Source organism: Psychrobacter sp. Sarcosine-02u-2 (assembly GCF_002836335.1).
GTDB lineage: Bacteria > Pseudomonadota > Gammaproteobacteria > Pseudomonadales > Moraxellaceae > Psychrobacter > Psychrobacter faecalis.
The window spans coordinates 1-26,662 of record NZ_PJBX01000119.1 but is presented as its reverse complement, the minus strand read 5'-3'; the positions used below and the strand labels follow the sequence as shown (position 1 = coordinate 26,662).

The 26,662-nt window shown below is 43.7% G+C and carries 19 protein-coding genes and 1 pseudogene; 14 read left to right on the top strand and 6 right to left on the bottom strand.

Translation table 11 applies throughout. The features are described from left to right. The 4 genes and pseudogenes from CXF58_RS13820 to CXF58_RS02855 form a co-directional block, all read left to right on the top strand. Positions 1-350, top strand: a pseudogene (locus CXF58_RS13820) (hypothetical protein); the annotation flags it as partial. Between the two features lie 217 nt (positions 351-567). Next, a complete protein-coding gene (locus CXF58_RS13990; protein ID WP_228706523.1) occupies positions 568-3,903 on the top strand; it encodes an SdrD B-like domain-containing protein in 3,336 nt (1,111 codons plus the stop codon). After that, on the top strand, positions 3,900-5,780 hold the full coding sequence (locus CXF58_RS13985; protein WP_228706522.1) for an outer membrane protein: 1,881 nt from the start codon (positions 3,900-3,902) through the stop codon (positions 5,778-5,780). The genes CXF58_RS13990 and CXF58_RS13985 overlap by 4 nt, the downstream gene beginning before the upstream one ends. Before the next feature lie 278 nt (positions 5,781-6,058). Beyond that, positions 6,059-6,853: a hypothetical protein gene (locus CXF58_RS02855; RefSeq protein ID WP_102076524.1), complete on the top strand. Its 795-nt coding sequence runs from the start codon at positions 6,059-6,061 to the stop codon at positions 6,851-6,853. Between the two features lie 87 nt (positions 6,854-6,940). Here CXF58_RS02855 and CXF58_RS02850 read toward each other — a convergent pair whose 3' ends face one another. From CXF58_RS02850 to glpK, 4 genes are all read right to left on the bottom strand, one after another. Further along, positions 6,941-7,633: a TetR/AcrR family transcriptional regulator gene (locus CXF58_RS02850; RefSeq protein ID WP_102076523.1), complete on the bottom strand. Its 693-nt coding sequence runs from the start codon at positions 7,631-7,633 to the stop codon at positions 6,941-6,943. 213 nt (positions 7,634-7,846) lie between these two features. Then, positions 7,847-8,875: an endonuclease/exonuclease/phosphatase family protein gene (locus CXF58_RS02845; RefSeq protein WP_102076522.1), complete on the bottom strand. Its 1,029-nt coding sequence runs from the start codon at positions 8,873-8,875 to the stop codon at positions 7,847-7,849. Positions 8,876-9,278: 403 nt separating this feature from the next. Continuing rightward, positions 9,279-9,749: a hypothetical protein gene (locus tag CXF58_RS02840; RefSeq protein WP_180952513.1), complete on the bottom strand. Its 471-nt coding sequence runs from the start codon at positions 9,747-9,749 to the stop codon at positions 9,279-9,281. A 538-nt stretch (positions 9,750-10,287) separates the two neighbouring features. After that, positions 10,288-11,880 carry a glycerol kinase GlpK gene (gene glpK / locus CXF58_RS02835; RefSeq protein ID WP_102076520.1) on the bottom strand — a complete coding sequence of 531 codons (1,593 nt, stop codon included), beginning with the start codon at positions 11,878-11,880 and terminating at the stop codon, positions 10,288-10,290. Between the two features lie 324 nt (positions 11,881-12,204). On the opposite strand from glpK, the gene CXF58_RS02830 reads away from it, so the two are divergent. The 4 genes from CXF58_RS02830 (at position 12,205) to CXF58_RS02815 (ending at position 17,925) form a co-directional block, all read left to right on the top strand. Further along, a complete protein-coding gene (locus CXF58_RS02830) occupies positions 12,205-13,956 on the top strand; it encodes a TolC family protein (RefSeq protein WP_102076519.1) in 1,752 nt (583 codons plus the stop codon). Between the two features lie 106 nt (positions 13,957-14,062). Continuing rightward, positions 14,063-15,340, top strand: a complete 1,278-nt coding sequence (locus tag CXF58_RS02825) for an HlyD family secretion protein (protein WP_102076518.1) — start codon at positions 14,063-14,065, stop codon at positions 15,338-15,340. A gap of 3 nt (positions 15,341-15,343) precedes the next feature. Next, entirely contained in the window at positions 15,344-16,693 is a 1,350-nt protein-coding gene (locus CXF58_RS02820) for an ABC transporter permease (protein WP_102076517.1), read from the top strand. 122 nt (positions 16,694-16,815) lie between these two features. Further along, the gene (locus tag CXF58_RS02815) at positions 16,816-17,925 is read left to right on the top strand and encodes an ABC transporter permease (RefSeq protein ID WP_227678653.1); all 1,110 of its coding nucleotides are present in this window, start codon (positions 16,816-16,818) and stop codon (positions 17,923-17,925) included. A 111-nt stretch (positions 17,926-18,036) separates the two neighbouring features. Here the strand turns inward: CXF58_RS02815 and sthA are convergent, their stop codons facing one another. Both sthA and CXF58_RS02805 read right to left on the bottom strand, forming a co-directional pair. Beyond that, complete coding sequence (sthA, locus tag CXF58_RS02810; protein WP_102076516.1) at positions 18,037-19,680, bottom strand: Si-specific NAD(P)(+) transhydrogenase; 1,644 nt, start codon at positions 19,678-19,680, stop codon at positions 18,037-18,039. Positions 19,681-19,869: 189 nt separating this feature from the next. Continuing rightward, the gene (locus tag CXF58_RS02805) at positions 19,870-20,766 is read right to left on the bottom strand and encodes a posphoenolpyruvate synthetase regulatory kinase/phosphorylase PpsR (RefSeq protein WP_068404832.1); all 897 of its coding nucleotides are present in this window, start codon (positions 20,764-20,766) and stop codon (positions 19,870-19,872) included. 427 nt (positions 20,767-21,193) lie between these two features. Between CXF58_RS02805 and ppsA the strand changes: the two genes are divergently transcribed. From ppsA to CXF58_RS02775, 6 genes are all read left to right on the top strand, one after another. Then, positions 21,194-23,578, top strand: a complete 2,385-nt coding sequence (gene ppsA, locus CXF58_RS02800; RefSeq protein WP_068404830.1) for a phosphoenolpyruvate synthase — start codon at positions 21,194-21,196, stop codon at positions 23,576-23,578. Between the two features lie 153 nt (positions 23,579-23,731). Then, positions 23,732-24,718: an RDD family protein gene (locus CXF58_RS02795; RefSeq protein ID WP_227514933.1), complete on the top strand. Its 987-nt coding sequence runs from the start codon at positions 23,732-23,734 to the stop codon at positions 24,716-24,718. Between the two features lie 299 nt (positions 24,719-25,017). Further along, a complete protein-coding gene (rpsF, locus tag CXF58_RS02790; RefSeq protein ID WP_068404828.1) occupies positions 25,018-25,416 on the top strand; it encodes a 30S ribosomal protein S6 in 399 nt (132 codons plus the stop codon). Between the two features lie 16 nt (positions 25,417-25,432). Then, positions 25,433-25,660 (top strand): 30S ribosomal protein S18, encoded by a 228-nt coding sequence (gene rpsR, locus CXF58_RS02785; protein WP_068404827.1) that lies wholly within the window; start codon positions 25,433-25,435, stop codon positions 25,658-25,660. Positions 25,661-25,685: 25 nt separating this feature from the next. Beyond that, entirely contained in the window at positions 25,686-26,195 is a 510-nt protein-coding gene (gene rplI, locus CXF58_RS02780) for a 50S ribosomal protein L9 (protein ID WP_068404825.1), read from the top strand. Between the two features lie 252 nt (positions 26,196-26,447). Continuing rightward, a partial coding sequence (locus tag CXF58_RS02775) for a hypothetical protein (RefSeq protein ID WP_102076515.1) occupies positions 26,448-26,662 on the top strand: 215 nt, incomplete at its 3' end.

Sequence of the window (26,662 nt, the reverse complement as noted above, 5' to 3'; positions counted from 1 at the left end):
CTTATAAGTTCTTTGACTATATTGTAGGGTCTTTTGTTACTACAGATATTAAAGATGCCTTGCCTGGTCAATGTATTATTTACCAAATCGAAGCTAGAAATACCTCTTCTGCTACTGCTGGGTCAACAGGTTTAGGTTTTGGCATTACCGATATCACCATCTTAGACAAATTTTCTGAATTCTCAGCCTACGCTGATTATGTAGAAAGTTCTTTAACTGCTGATAAAGGCACACCAACTGCCACTACAACTGATGTTAGTGCTGTTAACTTTGATTTAGCCGCGCAAGCAACTGCCACCATGCAATTTAAAGTCAAAATCAAACCAGGTCTTGCTGCGCCAAACCCATAAATTTGAACCTCTAATTTTAGCGTATATTTTAAAAGTCTATAAGTATCTACCGATACTTATAGTCCTCATCTAACCTAAATCAACTTAGGTTAGATGAACCCTTCCCCATTTTGTTTTATTGGATAAGCGACATATGACAGCTCATTTAATGACATCGTTTAAACACATGCCATTGCGCACCGCTAAGGTCTCTGCGTTGACGCTAGCTATGTTTCTTATGCAATCAAATACCGCGCTTGCCGCGCCAAATCCTTTATTACAGATTATCGAAAACACCGCCAACGCCAGTTATGTTGTCAACAACGGCACTAACTTTAATCTAAGTAGCACTTCTAACCAAGTCAGTATTCAGTCGTCTGCTTTTCCTCAGTACGGCATCAGCTTAACTGCGCCACCAAGAAAGACCGTTTCTCCGGGTTCAACTGCAAGCTGGAAAAACGTCCTGACCAACACTAGTTATAGCGATCAGACTATCGACTTGGCGCTAACTGTACCTAGCAGCCTATCGAACGTAAAACTCTATCAAGACTTAAATAACAATGGACGCTTTGATGAGGGTGTTGATAAAGAAATTAAGTTGGACGATAATTTAACCGCTCAAATCACTTTAGGTAAAAGCGAGAGCATTGAGCTTACTATTCAAGCACTATCGGATGCCAATGCGACCGCCGATGATACCGCTGACATTAAGCTTGGTGCGGTTGTCGTCGAAGACCCTTCGATTACCGCTTTAGTGACTGACGAGCTTGTCATCATTGAAACCCGTCTCGATTTTATGCTGTACTCATGGGATGGCTATAAAAGCAAATCTCAAATTGGCGAAGATGTTTATCTCCAAGCTAACTGCGCTAAATGTAACGTTCAAGATAGCGTGCGAGATGAAGTATGGATAACCATTACGTCTTCTAAGACTGGTGATACTTATTCAGTTAAAGCCATCGAAACTGGTGTAAATACCGGTAAATTTCTTGTAGAAGTGACAACAGAAAATAACGCTAACGCCATTAATGACGATATCATTCAGACGCTAGAAGGTGATAGTTTACTCGCTACGTTAGATGCTTATGTCGATGAAAATGGTGTAAAGCAGCAAATTATAGAAGATATCAATAGCACTATTGCCATTGTTGATGAAGACCCTAGCTTACAGATTACTAAAGAAGGTGATGTCAAAACTGCGGCTTTTGGCGATTATGTCAACTATACGATTAATGTTAAAAACAACGGTGCCGCAACCGCCTATGACGTGCAATTAAAAGACGCATTCCCGCGTGGGTTTGACTATGTTAAAGGTAGTGTCCGTATCACTTCGACTACTACTGTCGATATCAATCAATCACAAGCCAATGAGTTTAAAAGCGACGGCAAATACCAAGTTTTAAGTTTAGGTAATATGAATGCTGGCGAAACGAAAGACATTACTTATCGCGTCCTTATTGGCTCATCGGCATTAGGCGGTGACGGTATCAACCGTGCGACCGCCGTTGCTACTACTGAGCAAGGTCAGAGCCTCGTATCACGAGAAGCGCAATGGAAAGTAGAAGTCGATCGCGGTGTAATGAATACCGACGGCATCATTATTGGGAAGGTTTACCATGATATCAACCGTGACGGTATTCAACAAAAAGAAGATGGCGAGCTTGGTGTTGCAGGCGTACGCATCTATATGGAAAATGGCAATTTTGTCGTCACCGATCCTGAAGGTAAATATAACTTTTACGGTGTTAGCGCAAAAACTCACGTCCTAAAAGTTGACAGTACCACTATTCCTAACACCACCGAACTGGTTACTCAAAGCAATCGCAATGCTGGCGATGCTGGCAGCCGTTTTGTTGATTTAAAATATGGCGAGCTTCACCGTGCTGACTTCGGCATCGTTGGTGGTTTGGGTGATAGGACTGAGCGCTTGAATGCAGAGCTGGTCGCGCGCAGCAAGTCTGTCAGCGCTAAAAATGATCGCTTGGAGCAAGCAGTAAAAACCGAGCTGGTATTAGAGCCTGATTATAACCGCGACACTAAAGACAATGTTGATGCTAGCGGCTGTAAATCTAACGACGTCTTAGAGAGCGGTATCCAGTGCGACTCGGCCATCGTCAATGAGATGGTCAAGCCAGCGGCCAGTCGTGTCGATATGGCAGTGAAAACTATTGCGCCGCCGTTAGAAAAAGAGCTTGAAGAGTATTTAAAAGATGTCGCTACCAATGATGTTGCCTTTATTAATCTAAGCGAAGGTCAGCAGCTCAGCACCTATAAGCAAATGGTACAAGTACAGGCGCCGCTAGGTTCTAACTTTACCCTGTATGCCAATGGCAAAGCGGTATCAGCCGAGCAAATCGGCAAAACCGCTGAGCAAGAAAAGCAAAAGGTGACGGCGTTTGATTATTATGCTGTCGACTTAAAGCGTGGCAATAATGTCTTACGCGCCGTTGCTACCGACATTAATGGCAAAGTCATCTCCGAGCAAACTATTAAAGTATTGACACCCGATAGCTTACAGGCTATTGAATATCGCACTCAAGACCAGCTCGTTCCCGCAGATGGTGTTAGCGAATATCAAGTTGTCATTAGCCTAAAAGACCGTGACGGTCGTCCTTATCTGGGTTCTACTTCACTGACTCTCGATACGAATATTGGTCGTATTAATTTAGCAGATAGCAACAAAGATCAAGCTGGAACGCAGGTTACCGTCTCTGGTGGCGAGCTATTGATTCCTATTACTGCGCCTAGCGTACCGGGCAAAGGCGAGCTTGTCATCGACACCGGTAGCAGCAAGCAAGTCATTCCTCTACAGTTTACCGCGCAATTACGTCCACTAATTGCCGTTGGTATCGTCGAAGGCGCTATCTCACTCAAAGATTTTGATGGTAGTCAGATTACTGATGCTCAAGGCGCTTTTGAAAAAGAGCTTCGTGAAATCGCTGGCAATGACGACTATGCGGCAACGGGCCGTGCGGCGATGTTTTTAAAAGGTAAGGTACGCGGTGATTATCTACTGACACTTGCTTATGATAGCGATAAAAAAGGCGAGCGTCTATTCCGCGATATCGAACCGGGCGAATATTATCCAGTCTATGGCGATTCATCAGCCAAAGGTTTTGATGCACAATCAACTAGCAAGCTTTATGTGCGCCTCGATAAAGGTCGCTCATTTGCCATGTATGGTGATTTAAAAACCCAAATTGATAATGACGAAGGCATCAAACTTGGTCAATACAACCGTACCCTAACGGGATTAAAAGCGCAGTTTGAGGATGATAACACACGTGTCACCGCGTTTGCCGCTGAAACCAGCACCTCACAGCGCGTCAACGAGACACGCGGTCTTGGCATTTCAGGTCCCTACCCACTTGCTAATGATTTCGACGCCGTATTAGAAAATTCGGAAACCATCGAAGTCATCACCCGTGACGCCAATAACCCAGGTCGTATCGTGCGCCGTGAGACCTTGACGCGCTTTGCTGATTATGAAATTGACCCTATTAGTCGCAGCTTATACCTAAAGTCACCGATTGCTAGCCAAGATATCGATGGCAACCCTATCTATTTCGCGTGACGGTCGAAGTCGATGAAGGCGGCGAGAAATATTGGGTTGGTGGTATCGCTGCCAAGCAGCAATTGACCGATAAAGTATCTATTGGCGGTAGTTATATTAATAGTGATGACCCACTGAATAAAGAAGAGCTTGCCAGTGTCAATACGGTGGTCAAATTTAACGATAAGCTAAAGCTGGTCACAGAATATGCCAAAAATAAAGCAGAAAATCCAAATTCGCAGCCAAGCGATCAGATTAATGCCGAAAAGCTAGACGCTAAAGATACCGAAGGTGATGCGCTACGTATCGAGCTTGACTATGACGATAAGAAAAACATCCGCGCCAAAGCTTATTATAATGATACCGACGAAGGTTTCGTTACTGGTGCTTCGCCGCAAACCGCTGGCCGCACTGAATCTGGCATCGAAGTCACCCATACGTTAAACGACAAAAAAACCGCCCTTAAATTGGAAGGTGTGCGTACAGAAGACCATACTACCGAGGCCAGTCGTCAAGGTGTCCAAGCCAGTATTGAGCAGCGCTTAAGTCAAAATATCGTTGGCGAGATTGGGGTACGCTACTATAAGCAAGATGCCACTGCCGCCTCACGCAATACCCAAGCGGCAACCGATGTGGTAGAGATTACTAACGATACCATCTTTAATGATGACATCATTAATCAATCAGCACTGAATGGCGTGAGCAATGCTGAAAAAGACATCGAGGGCACCACTGCCCGCGCCCGTCTTACCGCGCGTTTGCCAAAGCTCAATAACTCATTGGTCTTTGCCGAATACGAGCAAGATATCGAGCATAGTTCGCGCAATGCCACTTCTATCGGCGGCGAAACGGCGCTTGGTAGCCTAGGTCGTTTATACGCCCGCCATGATTTAATCAATAGCTTGTCAGGCAGCTACGGTTTAGACGACTCTGAAGAGCGCCAACGTACCGTTATCGGCTTTGATGCCACTTATATGAAAGACGGCAAAGTCTATAGCGAATACCGTATGCGTGATGCGATCAGCGCCCGCGAAGCTGAAGCTGCTATTGGCCTAAAGAATAAATGGTATGTGCAAAAAGGTTTGACACTTAATACGTTGTTCGAGCGTGTCGAATCGTTAGAAGGTGAAAAAGACAGTACCGCGACTGCAGCCGGTGTTGGCGTTGAGTACCTTGCTAATGAAAAATATAAAGTCTCAGGGCGCTTAGAAAAACGTTGGGGCGACACTAGTGATACGCTACTCGCTAGCGCAGGCGCCGCTTATCGCTATAGTGATGAGATTACCTTATTAGCCAAAGACATTTACTCGCAAGTCGATTACGATGATGGTCATCGTACCATCAATCGCTTTCAACTTGGCGCCGCTTACCGTGATTACGATAGCAATAAGCTCGATATGCTTGCTAAGCTTGAATACCGCTTAGATGATAACGCAACAGGCAACGATCCATATCAAAAAGATACTGTTGTCTGGTCATGGAGTGGTAACTATCATCCAACGCGCCCATTAACGCTATCAGGGCATTATGCCGGTAAATATACGGAATATGACGCTCAAGGAATTGCTAGCGATAATACTGCACACGCTGTGTATGCACGCGGATTGTATGATATCAGCGAGCGCTGGGATATCGGTTTGCAAGCAGGTACGTATTGGAATAAGCAAGCGGACGATTTATCTTACTTGGTTGGCGCCGAAGTTGGCTATAGCCCGATGACCAACCTTTGGTTGTCGCTTGGCTACAACTTTATGGGCTTTGAAGACGAAGATATTGCCTATGACGATACGACGATAGAAGGCGCTTACTTTAGATTACGCTTCAAGTTTGACGAAGACTTATTCAAACGCGAAGATTCACGTAAAAATAAGCCGCTCAGCGCCCGTTCTACGTTATAATTCCTCCTAGTTGTCATTTATTTTCATTGTCGTAAGCCATGCTTACGACAATTTTGTATTAACGGGGCGATACTTTTTATCCTATGATAACCAACCCATTTAAATACAAATCTCTAATACTTATTACCTTACTATAAACCCCACTCTCAACTTATTTTTCTAAGGTATTGGTTTACTTAGTTTTTAAAATTTCAGTTAAAACAATTAGAATTTTAAATTCTATAAAAATCAAAAGCCTACGATAAGTTGAGATTGGCGTTTACTATAAGGTTGTTCTTATGCCTCGCACTAGCATTCAAGCCACTGGCTATAAAAAACCTTTATATACTGTCTTATCAGCTGCGTTACTATTGTCAGCGGTTTCTTGTGTATCAACTACAAGTCTTACGCCAAAAGAGAATACATTAAAGACAGCAGATTACTGTCGCAGCAGCAACGATACTAAAACTCTAGCACCTTCTAAATCACAAAGCGTACAGCAGCGTGCTATGGATTGCATGCTGAACGAATTACAAACTTATCAACAAAAAAACATGAGCGTGCGGCAACAATACTTTGCTTACAAAGCCCAAGCTTGGCTAAACTATGCAAATCATAGAGACAGTATGAATAATCGCTCAGACGTTGGTATGGAAGCTGCCCAAACGGCAGAAAATATCTTGCAAGCATTAAAAAATGATAAAGTTGATGAGCTTGCACTTATTGAAGACATTCCGTCTATTTCTGCGCTCATGCGACCTGATTTATGGGCAACTTTAAGCGCTCTTAAAGATAGTGGCGGTATCGATAGCGCGCCACGCGAAATCGCTTTTAGCGAAGTCTCATTAATATGGGCAGCTACCGACCAGTGTGAGCGCGGCGCGAAATCATCGAACAGTCACTTTCGGATGGCAGACCGCTGGCTTGAGCAAGCGCGCGAGGCATTTGTAAATACTCATGACTCAAAAGCGAACGTTGCTTTAGAAGGGCTTATCGTGCGTTATTATAAAGAATACGCTCCTTTAGATTCAAGCGATGATACTTGCAATGGTCAAATATTACCGACAATCAATAAAAATCAAGCACCTTATTAAAAGACTAAACGATTAATAAGCCCTCATAAAAACGCGTAAAAAAAAGCCAACATCAAGTCGGCTTTTTTGTAGAAAGTCTAATAAAGATTAGCTGTTTTTACGCGGTAGTTTCTCTGGTAAATAGCAGCGCAGATAGGCGATAGACGCGGTATTGGCTTCTTGCAAATACTTATCAGTAATGCTTTGATGGCGGCGATAAGAAACTGTAAAGATGGCATTGATAATGCTAAAGGTAATCAATAATACATCTTGAATATCTTCGAACTTTGGCATCTCGTAACGCTCTGATAAGCGCTTATAGACCAATTGCACCACTTGATTGTCCATATGCTCACCATAGCTGTCCCCTTCAAAATCAGGCGTATTGGTGTCATAAATCAATTTGGCTTTGGTTTGGTCTTCATCAAATATCTTTACACAGCGCTCAATCAACGCGGTCAAATACGCTTGCCATCTGTCATAATCAACGGTTTCAACAGTGGTAAGCACTTCTAAAATATCGATAGCATTTAAAAAACGCAGTGCTAAAAATATCGCTTCGATATTTGGAAAGAAATGATAAGCAGAAGCTCTGGGAATACCCGCTTCTTCACAGACAGCTGCCAAAGTGATGTCGTTAATTGCTTGAGTTTCACTCAATTTTTTTGCGCCCATCAATAGTTTTTGACGGCGTGCGCGGCCTTGCTGACTGGTAAATTTGAATTTGTTCGGTACCAGCTTTTTCGCCAGCTCAGAATCTACCAGTACATCTTCAATCTTGTCGTCTTTATTTTCAATCATCATAAATCTCTTAAGGTTACGCCCTATCTTTATATAGTCTTCATCAGATAGTATTTGTCCTAAATCGAAGGACTATTTTCTATCAACCGGTAATTTGGGCCAATAGCACCGCTACTATACTAAAATGAAGCAGCATGATAAACGCTTGTACACTATCAAGCAAGGGACATGAATAGGTTAAAAAATAACTCACTAATTACTAAGTAAACGGGGTTAATTGTGAAGTTTAATTTTCGCTCTTATAATACCATGATCGATGACTCTATCGGCATAATCCCACTTTAAATGGTCATTAAAATAGTCAACTCGTTCAACCTGACCGAGCGAAAACTTACTATCAGGTAAAAACTCTTCTGAAACAAACAGCTGATCAATCACTTCAGGCATACCCTGATAAATATGGGTATAAGCAACATCTTTCATCCAGCCATAACGTGCTTGAATACGAGCGGCGTCAAATAACGCGACATCGCGCATACTTTTATCATAATTGACTTCGCCTGTCTCGCTCATCAATTGAGTGGTCACGCTACCGGTGACATCGTTCATATCGCCTAATAAAATCAGTGGCTCACGCGTATGATGCAGGCGCTCAATAATGGACATACGGATAGAAGCAGCCTCTGCGGCGCGCATACACAAACTACGCAGCTTGGCACGAACCCGAATATTTGGATCGTCCATATCCTCTAGCAACTGACCGTTTTCATCGCGTAGGAAAAAAGCCCGTTTGCTTTTTAAATGCGCGGTGACAATCGTAATCGGTTGTCCAAAGGCATTGACTCGTAATACAAGCGGCGGACGATTAAAGCGCTGATAAAGACCGATATCAGGAATATCGATGACCGCTTTTGGTTCTACCTGTTCTAACAAAGTGCTTTCTAACTGCTCAAAACGTGTAATAATTCCGACGGCTGGCGTCTGTTGCGCGCCTTTGCCTTGGGTATAAGGACTGGCCTTATCATTACTTGCCAGCGGGATGACCACATGCTCAGGTTTGAATCCGAGTGCTACTGCCAGTGCTTCAAGCGCCTGACTGTCCCATACTTCTTGCACAGCTATAATATCAGCATGCGCCTTCGCTAGTAAGTCAGTAATGCCGCGCATCTTATGCTGGTATTCGTTATCGCTATAAGCTGGCGCGTTTTCATAATAAATTCGATTAGGGTTAGCAAAATTAAGTAAATTGGCCGTTGCTATATAAAACTGCTTAGGGCTATTGTCTTCAGCGTTATTAACCATGAATTACCTATTATTATTATTTTTGATAATTGTCTTTTTTACGAGTAACTGTTTTTGATAATTGTCTTTGTTTGATAATGACTATTTTCTAGAGTAACCTTTTACTGCCATATATTCATATATAACAATATACATTAAAAAAGCCTCCAAAGTAATCTTTGGAAGCTTTAAAATAACATAAAACTGACTATATTTATGAGTTAGCAGAGCCAGTTCTACAATCAAACTAACTCTAGTAATGAAGGAGTAAGTTTTCTTATCCTTTGCTTATTTATGTTAAACAGCTCATTAGTTTAACTTAACATGTATGTTTAGCAAAAAGCAGCTTAACAAAATATAAATTATCCTTCATTTTTTAAGACTAACCTAACTTATAGCCATTATCTACGAACTCATCACTTTATTACGATACACGGTTCCATGCATCACGTGAGGCACGGCGTGCTTCGTTCCATTCTAGGCGCGACTCACCTTTCACTTCATGCCATGAACGCTCTAAGTCTGATTCATGATCTTCAAAACGGGCATCGGCTGGATAACGGGCGCGATTTGCATAACCTACCGCATACGCTGGGTGTAAATCGCGGTCAAAGTCGTGACCTTCACGGTAATAATCGGCATTGGCATGTTCTGCGCGCCAGTAAGCTTCTTCACGAGTAGGATCAATCGCTTCTGCTGCTGCATGACCTGCGCCGCCACCAACGATAGCACCAATAGCACCACCGATTAAGGTTCCTAATGGGCCTGCCATTGTACCAATTGCCGCGCCTGCTGCTGCCCCGCCAACACCACCAATACCAGTACCAATTGGATGTGAACCTGGCTCACCTGTAATTGGATCGGCGTTTAAATCTTCTCTGCTTTCTTTTGACATGTGCTTAACGGCAGTACGGTCGATGGCATCGTGGTCGTTGATGATATTGTCATTTTCATGAGCAACGACTCTATTGCCATTAATATCACGGTCAGTGCCTGCTAAGCGGCGATCGTTATCATCGATAATACGCTCTCTGTCGCCCACTTCAACATAATCATCATTCACTACGCGGTTATTGGGGTCGGTAATACGTCCATCGTTATTCATAATATTATCCTTAAATTATTTGTTATATATTAGATTTATTGTTCACTCATTTATAAAGCGTTAAATTTAACAAACTAAGCAATATTAGAATTAACCAATAAAAATAATTGTTAAGAATTAACTTTTATAAATTAGCAGTGTTGCTTGATTCATCTAAAGTATAGGAACTTATGGATAATGACCGATACACAGATTATGTAAACTATGTCCAAATTAAGATTGCCTTGCGTTACAGCCTGTATCTTTATCACTATTTTGTAGGGCAGCAGAGTATTTTGAGTAATTTATAAGCGTCTATTCACTAAAACTTTAATTTTCATTTAAATATTTATAAGACTTTTAGCGCTCTATCAATCGCTTGTTGCCACTTATCAAGATGCTGTTCACGCCTATCCGCAGACATCTCAGGCTCAAAGATGCGATCAATCTGCCACGAGGCTTGTATCGTAGTCTCATCGTAGAGACCGGTTTTTAATCCGGCTAATAATGCTGCACCTTTAGCGGTAATCTCTGTGTCTTTAGGGCGTAGCACTGGTACGCCTAATAAGTCGGCTTGAAACTGCATGAGCAAGTCGTTATTCGCCGCACCGCCATCCACTCTTAATTCAGTCAAAGGATGCGGGCTGTCCTTTTGCATGGCAATCAGCACATCGTAAGTTTGATAGGCAATGGCCTCGAGAGCCGCGCGCGCAATATGGGCTTTGGTTGTGCCGCGGCTCATACCAGTAATACTGGCATTGATATCTGAGCGCCAATAAGGCGCCGCAAGCCCTGTAAATGCTGGGAGCAATACCACCTCCTCACTACTATCTACTTGCCGCGCTAGATGCTCAACCTCACTGCTTTGTTGAATCATGCCAAGATTGTCACGCAGCCACTGCACGATAGCGCCCGCCATAAACACACTACCCTCTAAGGCATAAGTGACTTCTCTTTTGGGCGGCTGTAGCAAGCGTCTGCCAGACTGCACAATTTGATCAAAGGATAGATTGTCTGGGCGGGTTGGCGTTGATTTGCGTTGCCAAGCAATGGTCGTCAGTAACTTATGCTCGCTCAGTTTTGGCTCTTTACCAATATTCATCAGCATAAAACAGCCGGTGCCATAGGTATTTTTTGCCATGCCTGCATTGAGGCAACCTTGCCCAAACAGCGCCGCTTGCTGGTCGCCCAATACCGCCTGAATGGGGATTTGTTTAGCAAACAGTCCTTTTTTGGTTTTACCAAAATCGCCATCAGACGGTAGTATCTTGGGCAATATGCTCATCGGTATCCCAAAGCAGGTACATAGCTCCTCCGACCATGCCAGTTTATGAATATCATATAATAAGGTACGACAAGCATTGGTGACGTCAATGACATGCTCGCCGCCGGTTAATTTATAGATAAGCCAGCTGTCTATAGTGCCGACCGCGATTTCGCCTTTATTAGCGCGGACTCTTAATTTGGGATCGTTTTCTAACAGCCATGCAATTTTACTGGCGCTAAAATATGGATCCAAACGCAAGCCTGTGAGACGTTGAATCTCACTGGCCATATCATCATGGCTGTTATCCGTCTTAGCGCTCGGGCTTTTCGCAGCAAGCGTTTTACAATAGCTGGCAGTACGGCGGTCTTGCCAAATAATGGCAGGCGCTAAAGGTTTGCCCGTTTGCTTATCCCACATCACGATAGACTCACGCTGATTGGTAATCGCTATACTGGTGACATCGGTGGCTAGCAGCCCTGCTTGATTAATCACATCATGAGCACAGCTAATCTGCGTTTGCCAAATCTGCTGCGCATCTTGCTCAACAAAACTTGCCTGCGGAGTTTTTAAAGTCGTCGGCTGCTGGGCCATTTTAATCGGGCGGGCATGGTTGTCATACAATATTGCGCGGCTCGACGTCGTACCTTGATCTAGCGCTAAAATATATCCTGCCATTACTCGCATCCTATTTTATATAATGTTATTTTTTATCGGCTAATTTTTATCAGGTTTTATCACTGATTTATAAACCAATTCGTAAATAATGCTATTATCTGTCTTGAAGCTAGACACTTAACATAAAACTGGTGACCATTCAACGCAAAATAAGCAAATAGTGAGCATTGACCCGTCACCATTGTGCCACTACAGTGTACGCTTTGTTATGAATAACCAATTTTTGCTTTCTATTAATGGTCTATAATATTGCCCTATTTGACTACCTACTAGAAATTTTGCGCTTTAAACACTTTGCATTCTAATTAATGGCTTATGTGACTTATGAAACTTGCTTTATCGACTCTGTCTACTGCGGTGATGACGGTTACGCTCATGGGCTTAGCCGCGTCTTACTCCGCAAACGCCAATGATGATGTTAACACGTCCCAAAATGAAGTAGCGCCCGTTGTCGTGACGCAAATTGTTGACGCGGATACGCCAAGCAGCCTGCAAGGCAGTAGTGGTATTAAAAATAGTGTTCAAGAAAACGGCACTCAAATAACTCACACTCAAACTTATAAAAACCCTGCGCAAAAAGGCATCATAAAAAATAAAGCCGCGCCGATAGAAACACAGCCAGTTAAAGTTGAGCCAAACGCTCATTTAACCACCCTTATCGATCCTATTACCCATAAAAGCATTGACAATAGCTACCCGTTAGAAGTATCGAGTCTGCTTAGTCTTGAGCAAGCACAAAATATTTTATTGCAAGTTTCACCGAAAATCGCCGCCAATCAAGCCGCGATTGCTGCCAGTGAGTATGAAACCGATGCGTTAAAAACCATCGACCACCCGTTAGTATTTGCGCGCGCCTCCGCCACTGCTTATAACTTGGACGCCGATGTTGATTTATCGTCAATTAAAAACGGTATTATCAACGATGTGAATAGTAGTATTGATGGTATCGACCCGCCGATAGACATAGAAAATTTGCCAGACTTTGGGGAATTGGTCGGTGACCGTATCCCAGATACTTACGACTTAAAGCGCTCGGGTTCAATGACGGGCGCAGGCCTTGGCGTGGTATGGCCCATTTATACCGCTGGACGCACAGAGGCATTAACAGGCGCCTCCACTGCTCGCACCCAAGAAGCCGTTGCTGATAGCATACTAGATACCAACGAGCTGTATAACACCTTAGTTGAGCGTTATTTTAAGGCACAGTTGGCGATTATTGCCGCTTATTTACGTGACGATGCTTATGATACGGTGCAGCAAGTTGACCATATGGCGCAGCGGCTTTTTGAAGAAGGCTTTATCTCCCGTGTCGATCGCTTAGAAGCACAATCGGCGCTTGCCGATGCAAAAAGCGAATCGGTCAACGCTAATAATGATGCGCGTCTGGCAATGATGGCATTGCAGCGGCTTTTACGTACCGATTATCGTATCAAACCCAGCACGCCTTTATTTGTCTCAAGCCGTCCTCTGCCTGATGTCAATTACTTTCAAGACTTAGCACTGAATAATCATCCAGGTTTGCAAAAAGTTGCCGCCAAACGAGCGCAAGCGCAGCAGTTACATGCGCTATCTGATACCGGCTACAAACCTACCGTCATGCTTTATGGCTATAGCCAAGTAGAAAAAGACCCCAGTTGGGTCGCTGGTATCTCAGCAAGTTGGAAGCTTTGGGGCGGGCTGGATAAAAAGGCGTCTTTAGCTTCTAGTAATGCCAAAATACGCCAAGCAGATTTGTCAGAGATAGAAGTCAGTGACAACCTGTTATTGCTCGTCGAAAAAAACTGGCACGATGTCAATAACGCCCAATCACGCTATCAAGCCTTGCAAAGCAATGTGGATTTGGCAGCAGAGGTATTGCGCTTACGTCAACTTGGACTACAGGAAGGGGTGAATACGCCCATCGATGTGGTACAAGCTCAGACACAATACCTCAAAGCGCGCACTGAGCAAGCGCAAGCAGCAAATACTTATGTCCAGTCGCTTGCCGCCTTGATGCAAAGCTGCGGTACGCCGCTTGCTTTTAATGCTTACTTGAACGCCGCTGATATACGTCTACCAACCCTATATAACAAGTAGCCAGTTCAGTAGAAAATATTAAATAATAAGATTAAATGCCAAGATTAAATAACGCCAACACTATTCTGCTTATTACCGACTTTATCGCTTTAGGAATCTCACTGTCATGACTGAATCTAATAACGAATCAGGCGACTCACGCAAACTACCTGCTACAGACCAAGCTACTGAAACAAACCGCAGTCATCATGAGCAAACGCCCGTTGATGCTGATGCGATTAATGGTACTAAACCGACTGAATCCGGCTTTGATAATACTGATAGCGTCGATAGCACTAATAGAATCGACAGCACTGATATTGACCAAGAACAAGCGGTGCCGCCTTATAAACGCGAGCCTGCAAACGCGGATAAATCTGTCGGTATTAAAAAGGCGATTTTGGTACTTCTTGTGCTGCTTATATTAGGGGCAATTGCTTATGGTTTGTATAAAAGCAATCAACACAATGAGCCTGAAGTCATCACCTTACAAGGTCAAATGCAAATGCAGCAAACGTCTATTGCTGCAAAAGTACCGGGGCGTATTGCTCAAATCATGGTCACAGAAGGTGATGCGGTAACGGTCGGTCAGCAGCTTATTGAAATGGACTCACCTGAGATTAACGCTAAAATCAATCAGGCGCGTGCTGGCAAGCAAATGGCGCAAAGCCAGCTTGATAAAGCAGAAAACGGTGCCCGCCCACAAGAAATTGCCCAAGCAAAAGCGGCTTGGCAAGCCAATAAAGCGGCGTCTGATTTGGCAGAAAATACTTATCAGCGCGTCAACCGTCTTTATGAAGAAGGTCTGATGGCACGGCAAAAGCGCGATGAAGCTTATGCGCAATATCTAGCGACTCAAGATAAGACAGAAGCGGCGCGCTTGCAGTATGATTTGGCAAAAGAAGGCGCTCGCAGCGAGGATAAATCTGCCGCAACCGCCCAAGTTGCCCAAGTCGATGCGCAACTAGAAGAAGCACTGGTCGCTAAAGAAGAAGCCAATCTAAAAAGTCCAATTGCCGGTATCGTGGATAATGTCATCGTCAACGCGGGCGAAGTCATTGGACAAGGTGTGCCTATCCTAACTTTGGTTAATACAGACGATCAATGGGTAGTACTTAACGTCACTGAAACCTACTTAAACCAGTTTGCCATTGGGCAGCGTTTTATGGGTACGATTCCTGCTTTATCCTCGCCTGAAAAGCCTTATACCAAGCAGTTTACTGTTTATGCGACCTCAACCTTGTCTGACTTTGCTACTTGGCGTCCGACCAACAACAACGATGGTTTTGATGTGCGCACCTTTGAAGTTAAAGCGCGACCATCAACACCTGATAGACGTATCCGATCGGGAATGAGCGTGGTCGTCAATATCAATCCAACCCTTGCCAATCAGACCAAAGAGTAAGCCATGCGCCTGACTGAGCAAAACGGGCAACGCGGCGGATTAATCGGCGCCTTTATACGTAGTGCAGGCTACGAGCGCCGGTTTTTAGCCAAAAATCCGTGGGATTTAAGCATGGTGGTCTGGATACCGCTTGCGACCGTGCTCTTGATTTGGTGGATTTTTTCACAAATACAAATCACCGATTTACCCATTGGCGTCGTGGATAACGATCGTGGTCCTGTTGCCAATACTGCGGTGCGTTATTTGGAAGCCAACCCAAACCTGACGGTCAGACAGCTTTATCACTCGCCAGCAGCAGTAGAAGCAGCGCTCCTGCAACGTGATATCTATGCGGTGGTTATTATTCCAGAGGATTTCTCGCGCAATATCTCATCGAGTAAACCGGCACCGATTGTATTGCAAGTAAATGCCCAATACGGTACTCATTCTGGCATTATCCAAACCAGTGTCCAATCGGTGATTGGGACGCTATCGGCAGGCGTTGAAATACAGCGTTTGGTCAAAAAAGGCATGGCACCCTCGCAAGCAGCGATTGCTTACTCGCCCATTGGTATTCAACGGATCAGTTTGTTTAATGCAGCAACCGACTATCAACAGTTTTTAGCATCAACCGTTATCCCAGCACTGCTGCATATTTTAGCCATGGTCATTGGCGCGACGACCATTGGGCGTGAATTGCGCGATAAGAAAATCGGTATTTGGTATGACTTTATTAATGGTGGTCAGCCTGATTTAACCACTATTAAAGACAATGAGATTCAAGGTAGCCAAAATAAAGACCGTCAGACCACGGCCGTTTCAGTCTTAACTGAAGATAATCAAACACTCATTGAAGATACTAAGCCAAGAAAAGCTAGTGTATCAGTTTTGCTTTTTGGTTTATTGGGTAAGTACTTTTGGCCCATGCTGGCTTATAGCTTATGGTCAGTTTTAGCGTTATGGCTCGCCGCGCCGCAGCAAGCGGTTGCTATCAGCTCCATTATTGCGACTTATATTGGCCTTGTATTGCTAATGATGTTGTCATTTTGGCTGGGTGCGATATTTACCTTAACCTCATTTTCGTTACGCATGGGTTTATCGTCAACCGGATTTATCTCAGCGCCTTCTTATGCCTTTGCTGGGGTAACATTTCCCTATATCGCCATCAGTAAAAACGCTCAGCATTGGTCGGATGCCCTACCACTGACCCATTACCTTAAGCTGCATATAGCGCAATTACAAATGCAAGCGCCGGTTGCCATCTCATTACCCATCGTCTATGGACTGACGCTTGCGACGATTGTCACTATGTTTTTAGCCGCCTTATTGAGCAAGCGCGCGCTCGCACATCCTGAACGCTGGGGGGCACGCTAATGGTTATGACACCAAAAGAACCTTTATCTCAAGAAAACCTCATAGCAACAAAAAATCAGCCTTCTAGAGCTATGTTAGAGGCAAAAACTCATTCACCATCACAAAAATTTTTCGGCAGTTTTTTGCAAACTATCAAAGACGTCTTTTCTGATAAAGGCGTGCTACTACTGCTCATGATTGCGCCAATTATTTATGGCTTCTTCTATCCTTGGCCGTATTCAACCGAAGTGGTCAACCATGTGCCCGTTGGTATTGTCGATCAAGACAATACTAATCTGTCTCAAACCATCGTTCGTTATGCCAGTGCTAGCCCGCAGCTCGATACCAAGCGTTTTTTAAATGAGCAAGACGCTCAAGAAGCGATATGGTCCGATGACATCGCTGGATATATGATTATCCCAAGCGGACTTGAGCAGCAAGTCTTATCTGGCAAAGCAGCGAGCATCAGCGTATTAGGCAATGGGGGTTATTTTCTATTAAATAAAAACGTTCAAATGGGTTTTTTGCAGGCGGTCAGTACGGTTTCAGCGGGCGTTGAGATTAAAAAAAGCGTGGCGCAAGGGGCGTATTCTGCAACCGCAGCGGCAAATACCCAAGCGGTACCGTTAAGAATCATCCCTTTATACAATCAAACCGAAGGCTACGGCGCTTATGTGGTGCCAGCGGTCGCTATTCTTATTCTGCAACAAACCCTGTTGATGTCGACAGCGATGTTAATTGGCACTTGGTATGAGCAGCGTCGTCATACTGCCAGTATTCGCGGCTGGCTTGGCCGTATTGCAGCCCTCAGTATGTTCAGCTTTATCATCGGCTGTTTTTATTATGGTTGGACCTTTGAGCTGCACCATTATCCGCGTGGTCAAAACATGCTTGGCAGCTTGTTATTTTTGCTGCTATTTTGCCCGACAGTCGCCACGCTTGGTTGTGTGTTTGGGCTCTGGTTCCGTCAGCGTGAGCGCAGTATGCAAATCTTGATTTTTAGCTCGCTACCGATGTTTTTTGTCAGCGGATATCCATGGCCTGCCAATCAATTACCAGAATTTTTACAAATCATCCGCTGGGTCATACCGACGACGCCTGGTATTAATACCTCTGTTCAGCTCAATCAAATGGGCGCGAGTGTGGCGCAAGTCGCAACTGGCTTTTATGCATTGGCAGGATTGTGGGCATTTTACTTTTTATTACTGCTCCTTTTCCGCTGGCGTACGAGCCAAAGCAAAACTGCTGTTTAGTATAAAAATATATGGATAGTATTGGTGTTTATGCTATAAAAACACCTCAAAAAAAAGCGCCTACTCAAGAAGCAGGCGCTTTTTTATTTATCTGACTTGATGATGTTTGGTTTAAAAAACGCGATTTAAACCATTGAGAGCGGCGACGCGATAGGCTTCTGCCATCGTTGGATAGTTAAAAGTTGTGTTCACAAAATACTCAAGGGTATTATTGCATTTCATGACCGCCTGACCAATGTGAATAATCTCTGAGGCATGATTGCCGTAGCAATGAATGCCTAAAATCTCAAGCGTCTCACGGTGGAACAAAATCTTTAACACGCCCGAACGCTCACCAATGATTTGCGCCCGTGCCAGATGTTTAAAGAACGCCTGCCCGACTTCATAAGGGACTTTTTCATCGGTCAGCTCTTGCTCAGTTTTACCGATACAAGAAATCTCAGGGATGGTATAGATACCTGTTGGCACGCTTGATACTGGCTCGGCATCGCTATCGCCAACCATAAACGCCGCCGCACAGCGTCCTTGATCGTAGGCCGCTGAGGCCAATGAGGGCCAGCCAATGACGTCACCAGCGGCATAGATATTTTCGACGCCCGTACAGTACGTATCATCTACTTTTAGCTGACCACGGCTATTGGCTTCCAGCCCAATGGCCTCTAAGTTTAAGCCTTCGGTGTTACCCGAACGCCCATTTGACCAAAGAATGGCATCTGATTTGATACGCTTACCACTTTTTAGATGTAGAACCACATAGTCATCGTGAGTTTCAAGGTGGTCAATCTCTTCATTGCTACGAATCAAGACGCCAAACTGTCTAAAGTCATGAGCAATGGCATCACTAATCTCACTGTCTAAATAATTGAGCAATTGATTTTGGTTATTAATTAAGTCAACTTTATAGCCAAGACCAGTAAAGATTGAGGCATATTCACAGCCGATGACGCCTGCGCCATAAATGATGATTTTTTTGACCACATAATCCATTTGCAAGATTTTATCAGAGTCAAACACACGCGGATGGTCAAAGTCTAAAATATCAGGACGATAAGGACGACTACCAACGGTAATAATGGCTTTATTAAAGGTCACGGTTTCAAAGACGCCGTCGTCTTTTCCGACACTTAAAGTATGCGCATCAACAAAGCTTGCCCAACCATGAATCACATCAATACGGTTGCGCTCATAAAAACGGGTGTGGGTGCTTACTTGATTACGGATGACGCGGCGCGCATTAGCGAGCACACGGTTTAGAGGTACTTGCTGATACTCCATCGCCTTGGTAAACATAGGATCGCGGCGAAAGTTAATCAAGTTAAAGACCGATTGACGCAAGGCTTTACTTGGAATCGTGCCCACATGGGTCGAGTTACCACCAACCTGTTCACGCGGATCAATCACCGCAACTTTTTTGCCAGCCTTCGTCAGCTTCATCGCCGCCGCTTCACCAGCAGGCCCTGCGCCTAGGACAACGGCGTCATATTCATACTTATGCTTATCGCCTTTGATGCGCTGCGAGTCTTTAGTAAAAGGAGTTTTAATATCGATGCGGATATCATCAAGCGGATTGACCAAATCAGGGTGATGCATGATATCTTCAGTGACTTGCTCATGGGTTTGCTCAATTTTTGCTTTTTTAGTTTTGCCTTCAGTATGCTCAGGGTTCGGCGCGCGGCCGCTTTCTTTATTAGACACTTCGGTATGAATGTCTTTACCCGTGTCATTGGTCGCGTCGCTTATCGGTTTGCTTCCCATCGTATCCTCTTTTATTAATTTATAAATCTGTGTGTTTTTTAGACTATGAATGTCTACAAGTAACGATCAAGTTAGACCCATAGCGCTAAAGCGTGCCTACCATACGTGCTGATAGGATATTTTGCAATATTGGCGACAGTTACGTTATCGCCATAGCCGTTATTCGTTATACGCTGTTGCTTAATCCCTTTAGCCAATACGGCGTTTAAGTCCCGTCATCTGCAAGATACGTGTGGCAATCTCTTCAACAGACATCTCAGAGACATCAAGACTCGGAATCCCTTGCGAGATATAAATGCCCTGTATGGCGCGCTGTTCTTGCTGACATTGCTGATAGCTAGAATAACGGCTGCCCGCGCGGCGTTCTTGGCGGATTTTTACTAAGCGATCGGTATCGATTAACAAGCCAAATAACTTGTGCTTATGCTCACGTAAGGCTTTTGGCAATTGATTGTCGTTTAAATCTTCTTCGGTTAGCGGATAGTTTGCCGCTCGAATACCAAATTGTAGCGCTAAATACAGTGAGGTTGGGGTTTTGCCAGAGCGCGAAACACCAATAAGAATGATATCTGCTGCATGATAATGACGAGTACGTGCACCATCATCGTTATCTAGCGCAAAATGCACGGCATCGATACGTTCTTTATAAGTTTCAGAATCGACATTATCGTGGGCATGACCCGAATGCGCGTCCGGCTCGACGCCCGTCTCTTCTGCGACTCGGCCGATTAACCCTTCATACATATCCAAATTACAGCTATGCGCTGAATTGATTTTTTCACGAATCTCAGGGCTAACAATCGTATCGAACACCAAGGGTAGCAAACCGTCGCGCTGATAGGCCATATTGATTTGTTCGACCGCTTCTTCGGCGCGCTCTAAGCTATCAACATAAGGCAACACTCGAGTTTCAAAAGGCACAGAGGCAAATTGACTTAAAATGGCGCGTCCAAGGGTTTCTGCGGTAATCGCCGTCCCATCAGAGATAAAAAACGCCGTTCTGATATTTTGGTCGTTATCTACTTGCAACGCTTGTTTGTTTTGAATGGTCGGCTTGGCGGCTTCTGGCGGATTATTTACAAACATAACGTGAACACCTTGGTTAAGATCTCAATAGGCGCTTTTATTTAGCGCAGAAAATCTGTAGCGGTTAGTTTATTGTGCCCTATATTATACGCACAATAGCTGTCTAATAGAAATCAATGTTACAGGCGTACACTTAGTAAGTACGATGTAATAAGGATATCTATTAAGAGTATTTATGCATCTATAGTATTGCTATAAAGGAAGGTTTCTTATCAGCAAATTTTTTCTCTAGAAACCAGTTATATTTTACTCTTTGTTATATTCTAACAAACAAATATTGATTTTTGACCGCGCAAATATGTAGCAAACGCCACAATTTGTATATTTTTGACGATTTATTTGGTTCTAGGTATCGAAATTATCCAAATATAGGGGTATAATCGACCGTTATAATCTTTACTAAATAACCTTATTTTCTGGAGTTATCATGGCAGCGCAATCTACAGCACTTGTAATCAATCTTGATCAGCTAGGAAAAGATGACATTGAGATGGTTGGCGGCAAGAATGCCTCGCTTGGCGAGATGATCAGCCATTTATCTGATTTGGGTGTCAGCGTTCCAGGTGGCTTTGCGACCACTTCAAATGCGTTCAATCGCTTTTTGACAGAAACAGGCTTACTCGACAAAATCAACAACGAGCTTAAAACGCTTGATGTGAATGATGTTAATAAGCTTGCTGAGACTGGTAAAAAAATCCGTACTTGGATTATTGAGCAAGAGCTGCCAAGCGACCTTGAGCAAGAAGTGCGCCAGTCGTTTGAAACCATGAGTGGCGGCGAAGACATCGCGGTTGCGGTACGTTCTTCTGCCACGGCTGAAGATTTGCCAGATGCGTCATTTGCCGGTCAGCAAGAAACTTTCTTGAACATTCGCGGCATTGATAACGTCCTGATTGCTATTAAAGAAGTATTCGCCTCTTTATATAATGATCGCGCGATTTCTTATCGTGTGCATAAAGGTTTTGAGCACGAAGGCGTTGCCCTATCTGCTGCTGTACAGCGCATGGTACGTTCAGAAACTGGCGCTGCTGGTGTGATGTTTACCCTAGATACGGAAAGTGGCTTTGATCAAGTGGTCTTTATCACCTCAAGCTACGGTCTAGGTGAAATGGTTGTGCAAGGTGCAGTCAACCCTGACGAATTCTATATCTCTAAAAAATTGCTTGAAAATGGCAAGCCTGCGGTCATTCGCCGTAATCTAGGCAGCAAGCATAAGAAAATGATTTATGGTGATGAAGGCAGCACTACTAAGTCTGTCAAAACCGTCGATGTCGAAAAACAAGACCGCATGCAGTTCTCTTTAACCACTGAAGAGCTAAACTCACTTGCCAAACAAGCCATGACTATTGAAAAGCATTATGGTCAAGCGATGGATATCGAGTGGGCAAAAGACGGCGACAGCGGTGAAATCTTTATCGTCCAAGCACGTCCAGAAACCGTTAAGAGCCGCCAAGACAGCAACGTCATGGAGCGTTATATCATCAATACTGGCGATGCTAAAATCCTATGTGAAGGTCGTTCAATCGGTCAACGCATCGGCGCTGGTAAAGTACGTATCGTTAGCAACCTAAACGAGATGGATAAAGTAGAAGACGGCGACGTCTTAGTATCAGACATGACCGATCCGGATTGGGAACCCGTCATGAAGCGTGCTTCTGCGATTATCACCAACCGTGGTGGTCGTACTTGTCACGCGGCTATTATCGCCCGTGAACTTGGTGTTCCAGCTATCGTTGGCTGTGGTAATGCCACTGAATTATTGGTTGATGGTCAAGACGTGACGGTTTCTTGTGCTGAAGGTGATACTGGCTTTATTTATGAAGGTCAGATTGATTTTGAAGTACAGACCAACTCTGTTGAATCTATGCCAGAGCTTGCATTCAAAGTCATGATGAACGTGGGTAACCCAGATCGCGCTTTCTCATTTACCCAAATGCCAAACGAAGGTATCGGTCTTGCGCGTTTAGAGTTCATCATCAACCGTATGATTGGTGTGCATCCAAAAGCGCTACTGAACATGAACAGCTTGCCACGTGAAATCGCCCAAGCGATCAATGAGCGTATCGCCGGTTATGCCTCACCAGTCGATTTCTATGTGGATAAATTGGTCGAAGGTATCTCAACCCTAGCCGTTGCCTTTATGGATCAGCCAGTTATCGTGCGTATGTCTGATTTTAAATCAAACGAATATGCCAACTTGCTCGGCGGTAAATTATACGAGCCATCAGAAGAAAACCCAATGCTAGGTTTCCGCGGTGCCAGTCGCTATGTGTCTGACAACTTCCGTGACTGCTTCGAGCTTGAGTGTAAAGCACTAAAACGCGTCCGTGATGAGATGGGCTTGACCAACGTTGAGATTATGATTCCATTCGTTCGTACCGTTGGCGAAGCAAAAGAGGTCATCGAGCTACTCGCGAAAAACGGTCTAAAACGTGGCGAAAATGGTCTGCGCGTCATCATGATGTGTGAGCTACCAACCAACGCGCTATTAGCAGAAGATTTCCTAGAGCACTTCGATGGTTTCTCAATCGGTTCAAACGACTTGACTCAGTTAACGCTAGGTCTTGACCGTGACTCAGGTATCGTCTCACATCTATTTGATGAGCGTGATCCTGCGGTTAAGAAGCTATTATCTATGGCGATTGAAGCTTGTAACAAAGCAGGCAAATACATTGGTATTTGCGGTCAAGGTCCATCAGATCATCCAGATCTTGCTTTTTGGCTCATGGAACAAGGCATCAACTCAGTGTCACTAAACCCTGACTCAGTGTTAGATACTTGGTTCTTCTTAGCTGGCGAAGAAACGAAATAAGACGTAACGATACGTCACAGCGTTAATTGACAGAGTCATTTAATATACTAACATTAGGGTCTATTTGATTTTTTCAAATAGACCCTAATATAATGTATTAGCGAAAGTGGCTTGAAAAAGTGACTTAAGATATGACTAACTATGTAGGCAATTATGCAGATTTTCCTTGCTCGAAATAACGTACAAGCGGGTCCATACACGTTGGATCAGCTCAATATTATGCTCGCCTCAGGTGAAGTGGTATTAGATGATTTGATGTGGCATGAAGGCCTAGATCAGTGGCAGCGTGTTGGTAATTTAACCAATAATCAGACTTATTATCGTCCTGCTCCTATAGTGTCGGCAGATGATAATGACTCTATTATCAATAACGTCACTATCTTCCCAGAAGATTCTGCTAGTAGCACCTCTAAAGATGACAAAGCGGTATCGCTAGACAGATTGTATGGTAAGCCTGAACGCCCAGCAGAGAACGCTAAAAATACCAAGCTGGACATGACCACCAATCGTCAATATACACCCAATAAAAACGTGTCATTAAATAAGTCTGCTGCAGTCAAAGCCGCCTCGCCTAAAGATAAAGTCGTCGGTAATGTTGTCCTTGCGCCGATTATGTCGCGGGTGTTAGCGACTGCGCTAAATGGCTTACTGTATATATTAGCGATTTTACCGCTGGTCATGGCATTGACCAAAATGGATGTGGACTATACCAAATTTCAAAACATCCAAGATATGGATGCCGCGTATCAGTATTCCATGACCTTGATGGAAAGTATTCCTAGCAGCACTTTGATGATGTCACAAGTGATGGTGTTTGGTTTGTTTGCGCTGCAGCTGGTATTTATTACCTTGCGTGGACAATCACTTGGTAAGCTGATTACCGGTATTCGCGTCGTTGACCAAAGCACCCACCGCTTGCCTTCTTTTAGCAAGCTTATTGGCATGCGTACGCTACTACTGTTTATTATTTATAACTTATTATTCTCATTTACTAGCTTTTTAGGTTTTGTGGTTATTATTGTTCATTATTATATGGCCTCAAAAAGTCCTGAAAACATCGGTTGGCATGATAAACTGGCTAAAACCTTAGTAGTGAAAGCCGATAATAGCCAATTGGTCAAACAACCCAAGGCAAAATAATGGGTTTATAAGTTTATGATAAAAACGATTGTTATAAATATCATAAGGTTATATGAAAAAGTGGCGTTTATACGCTGCTTTTTTATTGAAGAATTTATATTTACGTCTTTTATTATTTATTGACAGACGCTCAGTCATTAACCTTTGTGTTAAAGGCTGAGTACTGTTATAATACGGCGCTTTATAAACTAAGCTTATCCCCTATTGTTTTTGCAAAATTCGATAAGATTTGGGCTTACCTTATAAATCTCCTTGCTATTAACATAGGGTTAATAGCTACTAATCCGTAAGGAGTCATAATGCGACATTACGAACTGGTGTTACTTGTACACCCAGACCAAAGCGACCAAGTGGTCGGCATGGTTGAACGCTATATCAAGTTGGTTCAAGACAACGGCGGTACGATCCATCGTCTAGAAGATTGGGGTCGTCGTCAATTGGCTTACCCAATTAACAAAATTCACAAAGCTCACTACGTTCTTTTCAACGTTGAAACTGACGGTGAGACTTTGGCTGAACTTGAAGAATTATTCCGTTATAACGACGCGATCATTCGTAGTCTAGTTATGCGCCGTGACGAAGCTGTCACTGAAGAGTCGCAGTTAGCCAAGAATGCCGATGAAAAACGCGCACGCAAAGCAACGACTCGTCGTCCAGACAATCGTGAAAACGACGACAACGACAACAGTGAAGACTAATTAAAGGAGAATACTCATGGCACGTTTCTATCGCCGTCGCAAATTCTGCCGTTTCACTGCTGAAGGCATCACTCACATCGATTATAAAGATGTTGAATTGCTAAAACAGTACATCAGTGACAATGGTAAAATCGTACCAAGCCGCATCACCGGTACATCTACTAAATATCAGCGTCAGCTAGCCACTGCTATCAAGCAAGCTCGCTATCTTGCGCTACTTCCGTATACTGACAACCATCAGTAATTTAACCGTTAACTAGGAATGACTCATGCAAATTATTTTGTTACAGCGTATCGTCAACCTTGGTAAACTCGGTGAAACTGTCGATGTGAAACCAGGTTACGGACGTAACTTTCTTATCCCTCAGGGCAAAGCACTACCTGCAACTAAAGCAAACATTGAAAAGTTCGAAGCACGCCGTGCTGAGCTTGAAGCTGAAGAAGCAAAAGAAGTAGCGGTTGCTCAAGAACGTGCTGACGCGTTAACGGACGTTAATGTTATCATGCGCGCTAAATCAGGTGACGAAGGCAAGCTATTTGGCTCTATCGGTACTCGCGATATCGCTGAAGCATTGACTAACTCAGGTCTAGAAGTTGACCGTGCTGAAATCAAGCTACCTGAAGGTACACTACGTCAAGTGGGCGAATACAATGTTGATATTCAACTACACCATGACGTAACTGCTAGCATCTTAGTAACCATTCTTTCTGAAGATGGCGACAACGAAGATGCCGCTGAAGAAGTTGAAGACGACAACGAAGATTACTCAGAAGAGTAATTTTTGGTGGTAGTGTAAACTTACTACCCGTCTAAGAAAGCCAGTAACGTCATGTTGCTGGCTTTTTTATTTCTAAAATTTGCTAAATGCTATCTCATTAATACTTACAATAGTATTGTGTAGCAATAACTGGTAATAAAACACCTGCATAACCTATACCTAATAATAAAATACTGCTTATAAAGTCATCTTCATTAATCTCAGTGCTATTGCTATCCTAGCTGTATTTAGCCATAGATAAAATGGGACGATATGATAAACACTGATGACAAATTAATATGCATCCAAGGTAACGAGTTTTATAAAGAAGGTGAAATCTATACGGTCGGTAGGATTGTAAATAATAAGTATTTCCAGATATTGACCGGCAATAATGCCGACCATTGGTATGCAACCTTAGACGATGAAGGTATTTATGTTAGCTTTGATTCTATGAGCCCTAAAGACAATAAAGCATGGTTTGATAA